17 protein-coding genes and 1 riboswitch are annotated in these 15,632 nt (G+C 31.2%); of the genes, 1 reads left to right on the forward strand and 16 read right to left on the reverse strand.

The window, feature by feature from the left end; translation table 11 throughout:
- Positions 1 to 32 precede the first annotated feature (32 nt).
- From KQH81_RS14485 to deoD, 5 genes are all read right to left on the reverse strand, one after another.
- Positions 33 to 968: an ECF transporter S component gene (locus tag KQH81_RS14485; RefSeq protein WP_027637658.1), complete on the reverse strand. Its 936-nt coding sequence runs from the start codon at positions 966 to 968 to the stop codon at positions 33 to 35.
- Positions 947 to 2,635 (reverse strand): ABC transporter ATP-binding protein, encoded by a 1,689-nt coding sequence (locus KQH81_RS14490; protein WP_074846423.1) that lies wholly within the window; start codon positions 2,633 to 2,635, stop codon positions 947 to 949. Before KQH81_RS14490 ends, KQH81_RS14485 begins: the two co-directional genes overlap by 22 nt.
- The gene (locus KQH81_RS14495; RefSeq protein ID WP_074846420.1) at positions 2,608 to 3,510 is read right to left on the reverse strand and encodes an energy-coupling factor transporter transmembrane component T; all 903 of its coding nucleotides are present in this window, start codon (positions 3,508 to 3,510) and stop codon (positions 2,608 to 2,610) included. Before KQH81_RS14495 ends, KQH81_RS14490 begins: the two co-directional genes overlap by 28 nt.
- A 240-nt stretch (positions 3,511 to 3,750) precedes the next feature.
- Positions 3,751 to 3,931, reverse strand: a riboswitch (cobalamin riboswitch).
- A gap of 133 nt (positions 3,932 to 4,064) precedes the next feature.
- Positions 4,065 to 5,255 carry a phosphopentomutase gene (gene deoB / locus KQH81_RS14500; protein WP_027637661.1) on the reverse strand — a complete coding sequence of 397 codons (1,191 nt, stop codon included), beginning with the start codon at positions 5,253 to 5,255 and terminating at the stop codon, positions 4,065 to 4,067.
- Positions 5,256 to 5,265: 10 nt separating this feature from the next.
- Entirely contained in the window at positions 5,266 to 5,982 is a 717-nt protein-coding gene (gene deoD, locus KQH81_RS14505) for a purine-nucleoside phosphorylase (protein ID WP_027637662.1), read from the reverse strand.
- 168 nt (positions 5,983 to 6,150) lie between these two features.
- Here deoD and KQH81_RS14510 point away from each other — a divergent pair, with 168 nt between their 5' ends.
- Positions 6,151 to 6,879, forward strand: coding sequence for a Crp/Fnr family transcriptional regulator (locus KQH81_RS14510; RefSeq protein WP_081670175.1), 729 nt, complete (start codon positions 6,151 to 6,153; stop codon positions 6,877 to 6,879).
- Positions 6,880 to 6,920: 41 nt separating this feature from the next.
- On the opposite strand, the gene KQH81_RS14515 is transcribed toward KQH81_RS14510, so the two are convergent.
- From KQH81_RS14515 to KQH81_RS14565, 11 genes are all read right to left on the reverse strand, one after another.
- Positions 6,921 to 7,670: a creatininase gene (locus KQH81_RS14515; protein WP_206153190.1), complete on the reverse strand. Its 750-nt coding sequence runs from the start codon at positions 7,668 to 7,670 to the stop codon at positions 6,921 to 6,923.
- Positions 7,671 to 7,780: 110 nt separating this feature from the next.
- On the reverse strand, positions 7,781 to 8,278 hold the full coding sequence (locus KQH81_RS14520; RefSeq protein ID WP_074846414.1) for a GNAT family N-acetyltransferase: 498 nt from the start codon (positions 8,276 to 8,278) through the stop codon (positions 7,781 to 7,783).
- 124 nt (positions 8,279 to 8,402) lie between these two features.
- Entirely contained in the window at positions 8,403 to 8,564 is a 162-nt protein-coding gene (locus KQH81_RS14525; RefSeq protein ID WP_168972600.1) for a hypothetical protein, read from the reverse strand.
- 67 nt (positions 8,565 to 8,631) lie between these two features.
- Positions 8,632 to 9,303 (reverse strand): DNA alkylation repair protein, encoded by a 672-nt coding sequence (locus KQH81_RS14530; RefSeq protein WP_074846411.1) that lies wholly within the window; start codon positions 9,301 to 9,303, stop codon positions 8,632 to 8,634.
- Entirely contained in the window at positions 9,296 to 9,751 is a 456-nt protein-coding gene (locus KQH81_RS14535; RefSeq protein ID WP_027637666.1) for a VOC family protein, read from the reverse strand. Before KQH81_RS14535 ends, KQH81_RS14530 begins: the two co-directional genes overlap by 8 nt.
- Before the next feature lie 112 nt (positions 9,752 to 9,863).
- Positions 9,864 to 10,418 carry a GNAT family N-acetyltransferase gene (locus tag KQH81_RS14540; protein WP_027637667.1) on the reverse strand — a complete coding sequence of 185 codons (555 nt, stop codon included), beginning with the start codon at positions 10,416 to 10,418 and terminating at the stop codon, positions 9,864 to 9,866.
- A gap of 196 nt (positions 10,419 to 10,614) precedes the next feature.
- A complete protein-coding gene (locus tag KQH81_RS14545) occupies positions 10,615 to 10,857 on the reverse strand; it encodes a hypothetical protein (protein ID WP_027637668.1) in 243 nt (80 codons plus the stop codon).
- A gap of 149 nt (positions 10,858 to 11,006) precedes the next feature.
- On the reverse strand, positions 11,007 to 12,479 hold the full coding sequence (locus tag KQH81_RS14550) for a 4Fe-4S dicluster domain-containing protein (RefSeq protein WP_027637669.1): 1,473 nt from the start codon (positions 12,477 to 12,479) through the stop codon (positions 11,007 to 11,009).
- 15 nt (positions 12,480 to 12,494) lie between these two features.
- Positions 12,495 to 13,655, reverse strand: a complete 1,161-nt coding sequence (locus KQH81_RS14555) for a SpoIIE family protein phosphatase (RefSeq protein ID WP_027637670.1) — start codon at positions 13,653 to 13,655, stop codon at positions 12,495 to 12,497.
- Positions 13,652 to 15,361, reverse strand: coding sequence for a [Fe-Fe] hydrogenase large subunit C-terminal domain-containing protein (locus KQH81_RS14560; RefSeq protein ID WP_168972601.1), 1,710 nt, complete (start codon positions 15,359 to 15,361; stop codon positions 13,652 to 13,654). Before KQH81_RS14560 ends, KQH81_RS14555 begins: the two co-directional genes overlap by 4 nt.
- Positions 15,362 to 15,373: 12 nt before the next feature.
- Positions 15,374 to 15,619, reverse strand: coding sequence for a (2Fe-2S) ferredoxin domain-containing protein (locus KQH81_RS14565; RefSeq protein ID WP_027637672.1), 246 nt, complete (start codon positions 15,617 to 15,619; stop codon positions 15,374 to 15,376).
- Positions 15,620 to 15,632: the final 13 nt, after the last annotated feature.

Raw genomic sequence — 15,632 nt, forward strand, 5'->3', positions numbered from 1 at the left:
GTTATAAAAACTTTTATAACAACCTTTTATCTTTATCTATATATACCATATTTTATTTTTATTCTTTCGATCTTTTGAATCACCTTTTCTCCAAACCAGAATAGAAAAAATGCTGTTCCTAATCCATGTACTGCATCATAAGGTGTCCCTGAAATATAAAGCACAGCTAATGATTTAAAACTTATGGATATTCCTGTATTAGGTATTGCACTAGCCATAACCATTGTTGCTATATTCATAATTCCACCATAAATAATAAATGTAGTTAAAAATCCATATATAGATAAAGTTATATCATCGATAGGAAGTCTTTTTCTTTGTATCAAAAGTCCAATTATTAAACCAATTGCACCAAACACATAAAGTTTCCATCCTAAAAATGTTCCATCTCCCCATTTTATATGTATAAAATATGCTACTAATATTGAAATTAATATAGTTAACACAGGACCTTTTACAATTTGGAAACTCCTTGATTTTATCTTATCTATATCTACTTTATTGAATATTATTCCGGATAAAAACCCAAGTATTCCCCAGCAAAACATTTGCCATGGAGTCCAAGGACCTTGCCCTTGAAAAAAGTTAGAAGAAAATCTAGCTAGTGATCCTACTAAAAAACCTGCTTCTGGTCCTAATGCTATTCCTGATATTATAACCAAAGCTGTTCCTGCTTGAAATGGAACCATCATATAACAAACCATGTTTCCACATACCGTTAAAGCTGACATCATAGCTATTATTACAAGTTCTCTAGCCTTAGGTTTTCTTCTTTCAAATACTAAAAAGAACGGAATCATTGTATATATTATTATTAATAAACTAATAATTAAGTATTTTTTGTCTCCTAAAAACTTAATCCCTATAAATATAGTTAAAGGTATTAAAATAAATATAATTAACGCAGCTAATTTTGTCCTTTTTTTTCTAGCCTTTTCATATTGATTTACATCATATTTTTGTCGCATAAATCAACCACATCCTTATAAGTTATGGCATTTTTAAACACATGTCTAGACATTCTGTTAGCAGAAGTAGTATAAAAGTTATTTCCTCCAAAAAATGCCCTTGAGGTATCTTGAGTTACTATACCTCCATCAAAAAACATAGCACATGTGTCTCCATGTTCTGCACAGAACTCAATATCATGAGTAACCATTAATATAGTCACTCCTTTTTCCTTTAATTTACATAATATATCAGATAATATACTCTTAAAAAATGGGTCCAACCCTTTTGTAGGCTCATCTAAAAGAAGTATCTTAGGCTTCGTGAGCAAAATTTTTCCAAGAGCTAAGCGTTGTTGTTCTCCTCCACTTAAGTCATAAGGATGTGACTTTCTTAAATGTCCTAACTGTAACAAATTCAATATATCATCTATTTTTTTCAGTTTCTCTTCTTCTTTAATATTAGAATATATAAGTGCCTCATATAATTCTTCTTCCACCTTTATTTCCGTAAAAAGTGACTGTGGATTTTGAGGAACTACTCCTATATTTGCATTAAAGAGATCCTTTTTAGAATACTTATTTAATTCTTTATTGTTTATGAAAACTTTGCCTCTATAAGGCTTGTTTATCCCCATTATAATTTTTAGTGCAGTACTCTTTCCTACACCATTTCCACCTACAAGACAAAATAATTCTCCCTTGTTAACTTTTAAGGACAAATCTTTTGCAACGTCTTGACTATTTCTATCATATCTAAACCATACTTCTGATAATTCTATAGCAATATCCTTGTCTTTTTGATACTCATTTTCATGTTTCCAATCCTTAAGAGTATCTATTTTAATGCCAGCTTTTAAAACATTGTTAAGCCATAGCCTACCTTCTCTAACAGTAATAGGGCATGTCCCTTCTGGCTTAATCTCAGCGTAAATTTTCATAGGAGCTGGTAGAGCTGAAAACATTGGATGTCTTTTATTACCTTTACTTAAAAATTCTCCTATTTTATATGGAGTATCATAAGCTGATACTTCTCCATTGTCCATAACAATAACTTTATTAGCCATAGGAAATACTTCTTCTAATCTATGTTCAGAAATTATTATGGTAATTCCTAATTCTCTATTAATTTTTTTAATAGTTTCTAAAAAATCTGTTGATGCTATAGGATCTAATTGTGATGTAGGCTCATCTAGAACTATAACCTTAGGTTGCATGGCCATTATTGATGCAAGATTAAGCAGCTGTTTTTGTCCACCTGAAAGTTCATATACATCCTTTCTAAACCATGTCTGTATCCCAAAAAAACTTGCCATTTCCGCTACTCTTCGTCGAATTATCTTACTATTATATCCTAAACTTTCAAGACCAAAAGCAAGCTCATGCCAAACCTTATCGGTTACAATTTGATTATCAGGATTTTGTTGAACAAATCCTATTTCACTAGCATTTACTCTATCATCTAAATCAGAAATCTCTATTCCGTTATAATACACCCCTCCTTGAAATTCTCCATAGGGTGTTAAATTCTTTTTTAGATGTCTTAAAAGAGTACTCTTTCCACAGCCTGACTTTCCAGATACAACTATAAAGTCAGAAGTGTCGATTTTTAAATTTATTTTTTTTAATGCATCATTCTCACAATTAGGATATCTAAAGCTTAAATTTCTAAACTCAATCGTTTCCACATTAGTTCACCTCGTATATCAATTATGATAGGTAATAACAGCAATAAAAAGTATGATATAATAACTATTATAGAAAATGAAGTGATAGGAGTAAAAATAACTTCAGGATAATAAAGTATGTTATTTTGACCTTTCATACACCCAGCCAATACTATTATAAATAAAATTATAATAAGGCTCATTAATCTTCCATCTCTTTTATCAAACCTAAAAATACTAAAGCTTGTTCTTCCTTTTAAGCCATATCCTCTAGCTTCCATAGAATCAGATGTTTCGATAGATACTTCTAAAGACCAAGCTATTAGGATAGATATTTCTTTACAAAGTTGCCTACTTCTTTTTATTAAACTTCCTCCTGAAAAATCTCTTCCCATACATTTTTGCCCTTCTGATATTTCTTTAAATCTATTTTTTAACATAGGAATAAACCTAAAACACATAGATAATATTAAAGATATAGCAGGTGCTACTCTGCCAAAAAGATAAATAAATTTATCAGATGACATCATTTTATTAAAACAGCTGAACCAAATTATCATACTACTTAACATAGTAGCTGCTGCTAATCCATAAATTATAGATTCTAATGTCATAGCATTTCCATTAAGATAAAACAGCACAGTCTTTCCCTTATGTGTGAACAAAGGATTAAGTATCATAGTAACTATCATTATAGGTACTAGTACACTAAGGTTTAATTTTATTGCATTACGCCCATAAATCATAACAGAATAAATAAATGATATGATAAATGTCATTGCTAAAAAAATAGGATTCATTGAAAACATAGTTATTCCAATAACCGCCGCAAAATACACAAATGTAATTATGGGATGAAACGTCGCAAAAGTAGAATTTTTTTCTTCTTTAATCATAATATTGATCTCCTACATCCTTTCCTAAATTATATGTATAAAGCAATGATATTTTGTCACCATCCTTTAAAGTATATTTTTCACATCCATAATAAGGATTTTATTTGATCTTTGGATAAAATCCCCCTAAACTGTATTAAAACAAATAAAAAAACTAACCCTTTCGTGGTTAGTTGAATTACGATTATGATCTTTTAAATATTAAAGTCATCTACTTTGTCTTTTCCCACCGAAAAGCTACTAGTATATATCAATATAGTAGGTCTCCTGACTTAATATCATTCTACTTGCTTTTCCTTCCCAAAATACATTAGTAGAGTAAACTTTAAAGCTTTCGTCAATTTTACAGTAGCGGTGGCTGTTATGGCTTTTAACCATATTCCCTTTTAATACTATTGTAACTATACTGATTTATATTTAATTTTTCACCTTATTACATAGTAAAGGTTATCATTCTTTTATTGCTGTTGTCAATATATAAATACTTTAATTTAAAAATGCAAAATAAGGCAAACATATTTTTATTAAGATGTTTGCCTTATCTCTAAATCTACTTATTGTAATTCATTTAATATACTTTTTCCAATTGTGTTTTCTGGTTTTTCTACGTCAAAATTATCTGCAATAGTAGCTCCGATAACTGCAAAGTTATCTTCTACTGGAAGTTCTCCTGATCCTTTCATGCTTGGGCTATAAGCAAGGAATGGTACTGCTTCCTTTGTATGATCAGTTCCCTTAAATGTTGGATCATTTCCATGGTCAGCAGTTATGATTAATAAATCATCTTCTTTTAATTTACTTAAAAGTACACCTAACTTTTCGTCAAAAGCTTCAAGTTCCTTACCATATCCAATAGGATTTCTTCTATGTCCCCATAAAGCATCAAAATCAACTAAGTTTACGAAACATAGACCCTTAAAATCTTTATCCATAAGTTCTATTGTCTGCTCCATTCCATGAACACTACTCTTTGATTTGTGAGCTTCTGTTATTCCTTCTCCATCAAATATATCTTTGATTTTTCCAACGCTTATGACATCATAGCCAGCATCTTTTAATGCATTTAATACTGTTCTTCCATAAGGTTTTAAAGCATAATCATGACGGTTTGAAGTACGTTTGAATTCACCTTTTTTCTTTCCAACGTATGGACGTGCAATAACACGACCAACCTTCCATTCATCCTTCATTGTAAGTTCACGAGCTATTTCGCAATAGCGATACAAGTTATCTAGTCCCATAGTTTCTTCATTACCACAAATTTGAAGCACTGAGTCTGCTGATGTATAAACAATCATATCTCCTGTTGCAATTTCGTGTTCACCAAGTTCATCTAATATCTCAGTTCCACTTGCTGATTTATTTCCTACAATTTTACGTCCACAACGCTTAGATAATTCATCTAATAATTCCTGTGGGAATCCTGTGTCTGTGAAAGTTTTAAATGGTTTTGTTATATGAAGCCCCATCATCTCCCAATGACCTGTCATTGTATCTTTTCCAACAGATGCTTCTAATAATTTTGTATAATATCCTAAAGGTTTCTCAACTTCTTTTACTTTTGTTAATGGATGTAAATTTGCTAATCCCATCTTAGCTAAATTTTCTATATTGAAAGACTCCATTTTTTCATCTATATGTCCTAAAGTATCACAGCCTTCATCATCATACTCTTTTGCGTTTGGCATAGCACCAACACCTAAAGAATCTATTACTATAGTAAAAATTCTATTATATTTCATAATTAAGATCTCCTTATAACATAATAGCGCTCTCTAAAGCTACTTCCATCATATTATTAAATGATAATTGTCTCTCTTCTGCAGTAGTTGCTTCATGAGTAACTAGTGAATCAGAGATTGTAAGAATACATGCTGCATTCTTTCCTAAAACTTTAGCATTGTGGAAAAGAGCGAAGCTTTCCATCTCAACACATACACAATTATGCTTTGTATAGAATTCATTAAAACCATCTACATTATCTTCATGATAGAAAACGTCGCTTGAATGTATTCTTGCCTTCGTTATAGGCTTATTGATTTTTTTAGCAGCTTCTTCGATTTTCTCATTTAAAGACTGACTTGGATATTGAACATCATTTTCGTCTCCAGCTTGAGCTTTTGCAAAAGATGATTCACTCCAAGCACTATCAGCTAAAACTATATCAAATAAATTTAACTTATCTGTATATGCTCCAGCACTTCCTATTCTTATGATGTTTTCAACTCCATAAAACTTGTAAAGCTCATAAGAGTAGATACCTATACTTGGCATTCCCATACCTGAACCCATTACAGATACCTTATGTCCTTTATATGTTCCTGTATATCCAAACATATTACGAACAGTATTAAATTGAACTGGATTTTCTAAATAAGTCTCAGCAATAAATTTTGCACGTAATGGATCTCCTGGCATTAAGACTGTTTTTGCTATTTCTCCTGATTTAGCCGCGTTATGTGGTGTTGACATTTTAAATTCCTCCTTAATTTTTAGTATACCTGATATTATATTTACCTTTTAAGTCACAAACTATCTAAATTTTATTGATTTCCTATATAAATTATATTACTATAAAGTAAACCTTTTAAATAGGACATGTGTCCTGTTTTTTTAATAAAACTGGAAAGAAGGCATACTATGGATTTTATTGATAGTATAAAATATATTATACCCCAAAATCAATTAAATTTTTTAGAATCTCTTTTTAGAGGATGTCCCAAAAATGTATTAGATAGCATGTCTATAAAGTCTTACAAAGCTAATCAGCTTCTTATAAATGCAAACGATAAAAACAATTATGTTTTTGTGCTGCTAAAAGGCAGGCTTCAAGCTATTGAAGAAAAAATCTGTAGCAGTCCCTATACTTTTACAGAGCTTGAACCTATCGATATTGTTGGTGATTTTGAACTGTTTGCCGAGACTGATGAGTACTTAGTTACGTTAATGACAATAGAGGAATCTGTTTTTCTTCGCATACCATCTATTCAATATCTTAATTGGATGCACAGTGATAACAATGCTCTCTTTTTAAGAACTCAAATGTTAATGCGTCAGCTTTCAATCCAAACCCAACTGCAAAGGCAGTATCTCTTTGTTGATAACAGAACAAAATTTTTATTAGCTCTTAGAAATGAATGTAAAAAGCAAGAAAGCTATCCCTTTATTATTAAAGACACAAGGGAATCGTTAGCTAGTAAAGTTGGATGCTCTGTACGAACTTTAAATAGAATAATATTATCTTTGCAGAAAGACAATATTGTTTCTGTGAATCATGGCAAGATACTAATTAATAAAGCTCATCATGATAAGCTGGAGTTATCTTTAAAAGATAGTGTTAAAAATGACACCCTTACTCTTCCAAAATAGAATGACTTCTTAGCTCCATCTGAAACTAAGAAGTCATTCTATTAACTAAATTCTTTTTCTATAATTTTTACCATTCCATTTAAAGATTCTTCTGCAATTAAATCTCCCTTTTCCTTGGAACTCGTTCTTCCTATAGCTAAAAGTCCTGATTTTGGAACTAAATCCTTTGGTATTGGATATACTTGATATGTTGGAACTTCCTCTATTTTCTCATCTATTAGTCTGTCCATATGAACTAGTTCAGGTGCAAATTTTAATATTAAAGAAGTTTCTGTTATAGCAGCATGCTCTAACGCCCAACCTGGAAATTCTACTTCATTAAAAACTTTATCTATAGTTTCCTGACTTATTAAATCCCACCAGCTCATCATAACAATTTTTGTTCCCTCTGGCATAGTTCTACTTACTAAATCTATAGCCTCTAATAAAAATGCTTGATTTTCAAAGTGGGAATTTACAAGAACTATTTTTTTCACTCCGTCTCTTATAAGTTCTTCTATAATATCCTTAACTATAGCTACTAAAGTTGCTCCATTCAAATCTATTGTCCCAGGAAATAATGGTCCTCCTCCAGAAGCAGGCTGAGACTTATATCCATAATTAATAGACGGCATAACTATTCCATTTATTCTATCTGCTAAAAGCTGTGCAAATCCTTCTGAAATTATCGTGTCTGTATAAAGCGGCAAATGTGGTCCATGCTGTTCTACAGAACCTACTGGAAGTATAACAATATCCTTATCTTTTCTTTCATTAAACTCATACCAAGTCATGTTCTTCATTAAAGTCATATGAATTCCTCCTCCAAATTTGTCTTACTATTTATAATACAACATTTCTACTTATAAAAATAGCCTTAACCAAATACCATCAATGGTTAAAGCTATAAATATGATCTAATTTAATTTTCATAAGGACTCTTTATGCTAAATACTATTAATTCATCGTTATAATCTTTATTTACACATTTCTCTTCAATTAAACCTAATTTTTTAATTAGTGCTACTGAATTTTTATTTTCTTTTACTGTTTCAGCAATAATTTTTTTCAAATTCATTTTATTAAATCCATATTCAATGACAGCTTTACTTATTTCAATGCAGTATCCTTTACCCCAATACTCTCTTCCAATAATCCATCCTAATTCATAAGTATCACTGCTATCAAATGAATGAAAAATTATATGCCCTATAACCTTCCTTTCATTCTTTTCATATAGTGCATAAATAAGAGGAATATTATTAATACCATATTTACGAATAAAGTCTTTTGTTTCTTTATTTGTAAATGGCTTCTCAATATACTTCATGACTTCTATATCTTTTAAATACTCAGCTGCTTCATTAATATCATTTTCTCTAAACTTTCTTAATATCAATCTATTTGTTTCTAGCTCCATTCTTCCCCCACCTATCTTTAATTTATTATTAATTTTAGTCAGCTGCTAAACTCTCCCCTAATTCTTTTATAATTTATTATAAAATATTAAAATTGTTAAATAACCTCTATGTTTAGTCCTTCATCTATAATTGCTTTTGTAACAAGCAAAATTTTTCACATGTATTAGGTGTTTGTTTTTCATCTTTTAATATTGTCATAAAAAAACGAGTAGTTGGTTTCATACTTTTCTCTGTCTCTTCCCATAAATTTAATAATTCTCTTTCGTTTGCTGTTCTAATGTCCATCAAAATCACCTTCTAATTATATAAATAATCCGTACTATAAATTGAAATTTGCAAAAGTAAACTATCCTCATAACCTCATCAATTGTTCCTTCATATGCTTATCCATTTTTTCTATTGCATACCTAAAAGAAACACGTGGCATAATTTCCCTATTATTAACAAGATAGTTATATACGAGTTCCAATTCCTTAATTGATAGAACTTTTAGCATCCAACCATATCCCTTACATACTAACACATTATCATCTTTTATTAATTTGTCAGATATTAAAAATGGTTCAAGTTTACTATATTTGTTTTGATTAATAGATGGGATTAGAATTACTGCCGCTGCTCGACGCATCCAAAATTCTTCTCTATTAGTCCATGATATAATTTTATGAAAGCATTCAGGCTTTTGAATAAGCAACTCTCCAAATGCATGAGTACAAAAATCATCACAATCCCCCCAACCACGTACATATTTGATAAGCCATGATTCAAATATTGAAAAAGTATTATCATCATATTGTTTTCTAACTCTGTATGCAAAATCATATGCTATCACTCCCATTGCCCAATTATACTCCTCTAGAAGATCTTCGCATATTTTGAATACATTAGCTTTTGACTTATCATCTAATTCTCTATAAAGATTGTTTGATAATTTTCGTATCTCTACTGTTTTTATATGCTCACCACCAAAAGTAAGAGTAAGATTATCTAAATGCTTTTTTACATAAACAATAAAATTACTCATTAAATTCACCATTTTCCGGTGTGTATTCACCCGTTACTTCAATTACATTTCCATCTGGGTCAGTAAATTGAAAATAATAGTATGGACTTACATTACAAACATACTTTATATCAGTTAAGTTACTTGAAATATTCAATCTCTTTACTCGATTATATTCTTTTCGTAAATCTTCATCCCAGAAATTCAAAACTACTTTTCTGGAATTAGGTAGATTTGATATTTGTACCAAGTCATCAAAATATTCATCAAAATTACCTTTAGTTATAACTTTATCAGGATTCTGTATATCAAAATAGCCATTCATAATTGATATACATTGTCCATCACAGTTAAACATAGCAAATCTATCCATATTCTTCTTTGAAACAGGCATTTCAAGCAATTTCTCATAAAAATCTATAGAATACTCAAAATTTTTTACAATTAAATAAATACTTCCTAAATGCATAATTTCCTCCATAAACAACTTAATTTCATTAAAATTCAACAAATCTTAGCTAGCCTAATATAAACTTTAAATTCTAATTTGTATATAAGTTTATCAAGTAATAAAATAGAATTTATCGTTCACTTGCTAATAAAGCATAGTAGCTTGCATCACACACGCCCTGGTTATTCCAATCAGCAGCTCTTAGCGTTCCTTCGTATTTCATTCCACATTTTTTCATAACTTCACCTGAATTATGATTTCTTGGATCATGTCTAGATTCTACCCGATTAATCCCAACTTCATCAAATAGATATTCCATAACAAGTTTCAATGCCTCTGATGTAATCCCCATATGCCACCACTTTTTACCAATACAATATCCTATATGCGCCATTTGTATTGTTTCATCTATTGAATTATTCACTCCAATACTCCCAATTGGTTCATTTGAATATTGTTTAAAAACAATTGCCCACTGATAGTAAGACATATCTTGATAATTTTTAGTCCATTCTTTTAATACATTCTCGCTTATAGATACATCTTTATGCGCTGGCCACATAAGAAATTTTGTAACGTCTTCATCAGATGCCCAATTTTTATACATAGCTGATGTATCTTCCATTGTAAATGGTCGCAATATTAATCGTTCAGTTTCTATGTATTTTGTGCCTTTATGTTTCATTAAAAAACCTCCTTAACTTCTAATTCTTAAGTTCGCTAAACTGGATCTTTGTAATTATTTCCATTATAGCATATTCTATAAATGACTTATTACTTATAAAAAACTATTTTTATTTGCAAAAAAATAGCCCTAACCAAACATCATCAATGGTTAAGGCTATAAATTCAGCTTTTTCTGTCCTAATTTTTACTTAAGCTTAATACCACCAATATCCACAATCCCATGTATCAAATGTTGGTATTCCATAGCAATAGTCAAAAACATTTCTATAGTCTCTTATGCAAAATATTCTGCAGTCACATGACCATGGATTTCCACATGTTTCACCAACATCCTCCTCATCATCTTCATCACAATCGCCAAAGATGTCTTCCATTCTATCTATATACTCTTCTTCATTGCATGTACCTTCAATCCATTCATTATTGCAATAGCTCATTTTCTTATTCCTCCTTTGTATATTGAAATATACTATAGTATATGGATATCTTTTAAAAAATGTCACTATCTGCATAAAATGATTTCTGGATTCAAATAGAAAAGCCGAATTCCTATAGGAATTCGGCTTTTCTATTCTTCACTTTTAACTTATTTACCGTATTTTCTATGAAGTTTCACTCCATTTAAATCTATAACTCTTAATGCCTCTTTTATAGTTCCTTCTACAGATTGCTCTGCATACTTATCTATAAGTTTTTGATCTCTTGGTTCATGAGTTAAAGATCCTGGTCCATTCATACATCCACCCTTGCAAGCCATACCTTCTATAAAGTTATATGGAAGCTTTCCTAACTTTAAAAGCATAAGAGCTTTGTCTATCTCATCTATTCCATTACACACAAGTGGTTTAAATTCCATATCTGTAAGTCCTTCTTCTTTTATAGCTTGAACTACAGCATCTTTAACTCCGCTTGATCTTGCAAATACTCTTCCAAATGGAGATGCATTTTCCATTGGCTCAGCTTCACATTCTTCTACAACTATATTGTATGCATCAATCATAGCTTCTAATTCTTCAAAAGTCATTACGTAATCAACCGCATCTTTTAACTCTTCTACACGGGCTTCCTCTTTTTTTGCTGTGCATGGTCCTATAAATACTATCTTACAATCTTCATCAGTCTTTCTTATAAATCTTGCTATAGCAACCATTGGAGATACCATAGTAGATAGGTGCTCTGCTACTGCAGGATGATTCTTTCTTACGTGTTCAACAAAAGCTGGACAACATGAAGTCATCATACATACTTCTCCGTTTTTGCCTACTCTTTCAGCAAACTCTAAAGATTCGTGGTAAGCAACTATATCTGCTCCTAAAGCAGCTTCTATTACATCACTGAATCCCATTTTCTTTATTGCTGCTATTATTTGCCCTGCTTGAGCATGATATTGGCTAGCAATAGCTGGAGCAACAACAGCATATACCTTTTGTTTCTTATCTTTCTTATATGATTCTAAAGATTTAACTATTGGTATAATTTCACTTCTATCGCTTATAGCTCCAAATGGACACTTATATGCACATGCTCCACAGCTAGTACATTTATCTCTGTCTATATCTGCCTTTTTATCTTCTCTTATCTTTATTGCTTTACTTCCACACGCTTTCTTACATGGACGCATAACATCTGATACAGCATTAAATGGACATGCATCTTTACATCTTCCACATTCTATACATTTCTTTTGATCTATAACCGCTCTTCCATTTTCTATTATTATAGCATCACGTGGACAGACTTGAATACACTTATGAGCAAGACATCCTCTACAAGCTTCAGTAATTTGAAATCTCTTTACTGGACATTCATCACAAGCTATACTTAAAATATTTATTACACATTCATCATCATTTAATGGATCTGCTGCAACATCTATTCTTTGAGAAACTATTTCTCTTTCCTTATATATACAGCATCTTGTAAGAGGTTCGTCACTTGATAAAATTTCCTTTGGCATTTTATAACGACTTTCTACAAAAGTACCATTTATAGTTCTTTCTATTATATCCTTTAAAACCTTGTATTTTATTAATTGTACCTGGCTTTCAAATTTTCTCATTTATTTATTCTCCTCCTAATAGTACTTCACTTCAACAACTTTTCCTAAACTCTTCATTATGTCTTCTAATTCCATAAGTAATTTATACTTTATGCTTAACTCTTCTGGAAAACTTGGATTCTGGTGAGCTGGATTTACCGCTGTTCCCACAAGCATTTTTAAATGAGTACAGTTTTCATATAAAAGCTTAGCAAGCTTTGAAGAACCATCATCTCCATCTAAAGCACTAAAATCCATTGATAGCTTAATCTTTTTCAATCTTTCTATTGTTGCTTTTATAGTGAGTACCCCTTCAGTTACAAGGTCAATACCATTTATATATCCTATAGGTGGTATTTCCTTGTTTACATATTCCATATCTATATTTAACTCTCTATTTAACTCCCTACAGGCGATATTTGAGGCCGTCCCTCCACATATTATCTTCTGTCCTGTGGCTCTCATAAGGTCCCTTATTATCTCAGAATCCTTATTATGGTTTTTAGGTGGACCTGAAAACATAGTTACTTCTTTTGGCTTTACCAATTTCATAACGGATACAGTAGCATCATCGCCTGGTTTTTTTAAATAAAGATTATCACATGTTGTTAAGATCTTATTCATTATATCTTTTGCAGACATTTTCTTCAGTGGCATCTTTTCAATAAACTCTGCTATCTCTTCCCAACGCCATCCTAAGCTAAGTACAGTGCCTACACCTGCATGCACTACTCCATCACTTACAAGTATTAAGATATCGTCTTCCTGTAATTTAAAAATGCTCTCTTTTATTTTTCTTTCATTTATCTCAATAGTGGTTCCATCTAATTTTTCTACTTTCCCATTTCTTATTAAAAATAAGCTTGGATTATCAAACTCAGCTGCATATACAGTTCCGTTATTATCAACCTTTACTATTGTAAAAGTAGCATACGCAAGTTTTCTAACATTACAAACAGGAAGTGTATGAGCGATTGTATCAACAACCTCTTCTATGTGAAGTCCTTCTTTAAGCATTGTAATAGCTATCTTTGCTGTAAGAGTTGCTAATATATTTGCTTTTACACCGCTGCCTAATCCATCTGACATGACAGCAATAGCATTGCTATCAGAGCGGAAGAATTCTACGGTATCACCACACAACTCTTCTCCAGCTTTATTCAAGCTGTCAGTTGCATAGTCTACGAAAAAACTCATTTTAGATCAACCTCTTCCCCTTGTACTAACCTTTTTAATTTTGTCAAGGATACTTTTGTCTCTGCCGTAGTTTCTCCAAGCAGACTAGCTATCTCTTGAGCAACTGTCATTTGTTTATCTATTACATGTTGAGCCATATCTATTGCATTTATTCTCATTTTCTGAAGCTTTTCTTCTTGCTTTAAAGCTTTAGTAAAATCATTTATAAGTACCAATATTATATTCGAATTCTCTACCTTTATTATGCTAGTAAGAACAGTAGCATTATTTGCATCCAAATTCTGCCTTCTATTTATTATATCTCTGTCTGAAGAAATGCTTTCTTTTATAATGCTGGTATGCATAAATTTACCAATACTTGATCCAATAGCTGCGCCCTTAGTAGTAGAGAAAAACTTTTCAGCTGCTGAATTACAATCTAAAACTTTTAGTTTATCATCTATAACTAATATAACTGTAGGTGTCATATCAAAGATTATATTTGAAAAGTTTTCTGCCTTTTGTTTCATAAATGGAAGACACATAGTTGGTTCTGCAAGACCATTATAGACAGCTATAGCCTTCTGCCTGCATGTTGAATATCCACAAGCTCCGCAGTTAAGCTCATCTTCTCTTCTATATTTTCCTATACTAGCCAGTATAGCTGTTATCTCTTCCTTACTTGGTCTTTTTAAAGTCTGAACTTTAGGGTCAAATTTCTTTACCATATCTATATTATCTTCAGGTTCCATTTTTAAATATGATTTGTTAGTTTTTTCACAATTGTTGATGTATTTTTTCATATCTTGTTGCCTTTCATAAATTGTGGCAACATTATGTGGCATAGCTGGGCCATCAAGGCATCCATGTCTACATAAATTCATCTCTATAAGTATATCTTTAAACTTTCCCTCTCTTACCTTTTGAAGGACTTCTTTACAGTCATTTATTCCATCAACATAAATTACTTCACCTTTTAGCCCTCTTGTATTCATCTGATACACAGTTTCTCCAAAAATAGGAAATCTCTTGCCATAAATAGATTTATCATCAAACGGTACCTCTTCAAGGCTTGAAAATTCTATTCCTTCTTCTTTTAACCAAAGTGACAGTTCATCAAAGGTTATGATAGCATCTACGTCATCTTCTCCCTTTGCTTCTGATTTTTTAGCTACGCAGGGTCCTATAAATATTACCCTTGTATCATCCCCGTACCTCTTCTTAATCATTTTACCGTGACATACCATAGGAGGAATCACTGGAATAAGATTCGGAATTACTTCTGGATAATATTTTTGAATCAACTCATTTATAGATGGACAATAACTTGTAATGTAGCACTTTCCATCTTTTCTTTCTGCATACTTTTCATATTCCCTACTTACTCTTTGAGAAGCTATTACAATCTCCTCTACATAATCAAATCCCAGCTTCTTTAGTGCAGCTACAATCTTCGGACTATTATGTCCAAAAGCTCCCACAAAAGTTGATCCTAAGGATACTACTGTTCTTTCATTGTTTTTGAAAAAGCCTTTTACTTTATCTATATCGCATTCTATATCTTTTGCATTTCTAGGACATGCAGACACACACATACCACAATGTATGCATCTATCTTCTATTATTTGAGCTTGATCATTTTTAATCTTTATGGCATTAACTTCACATGCCCTAACACAAGCATAACAATTCCTACAGTTTGTTTCTAAGAATTTAATAATACCCATAGGATTAACCTCCTATAAGTCACATAAAATTTGATTTTTAAAGATATCTTCTATATTATCCTTTGAAACGCTTAGTATAGTTCCATCCCATTTTTCTACTGAAACAGCTTCTGTACAATGACCTAAGCAGAACGCTGCTTTTAATGATATTCTATCTTCTACGCCATTATCACTTATTAATTTTTTAAATCCTTCAATAACATCGTAAGATCCTTTTAAGTGACATGCACTTCCAATACATACTTTTAATTCTTTCATTAAATTCACCCCT

The sequence above is a fragment of the Clostridium cadaveris genome, from assembly GCF_020911725.1.
Taxonomy (GTDB): Bacteria; Bacillota; Clostridia; order Clostridiales; family Clostridiaceae; genus Clostridium_X; species Clostridium_X cadaveris.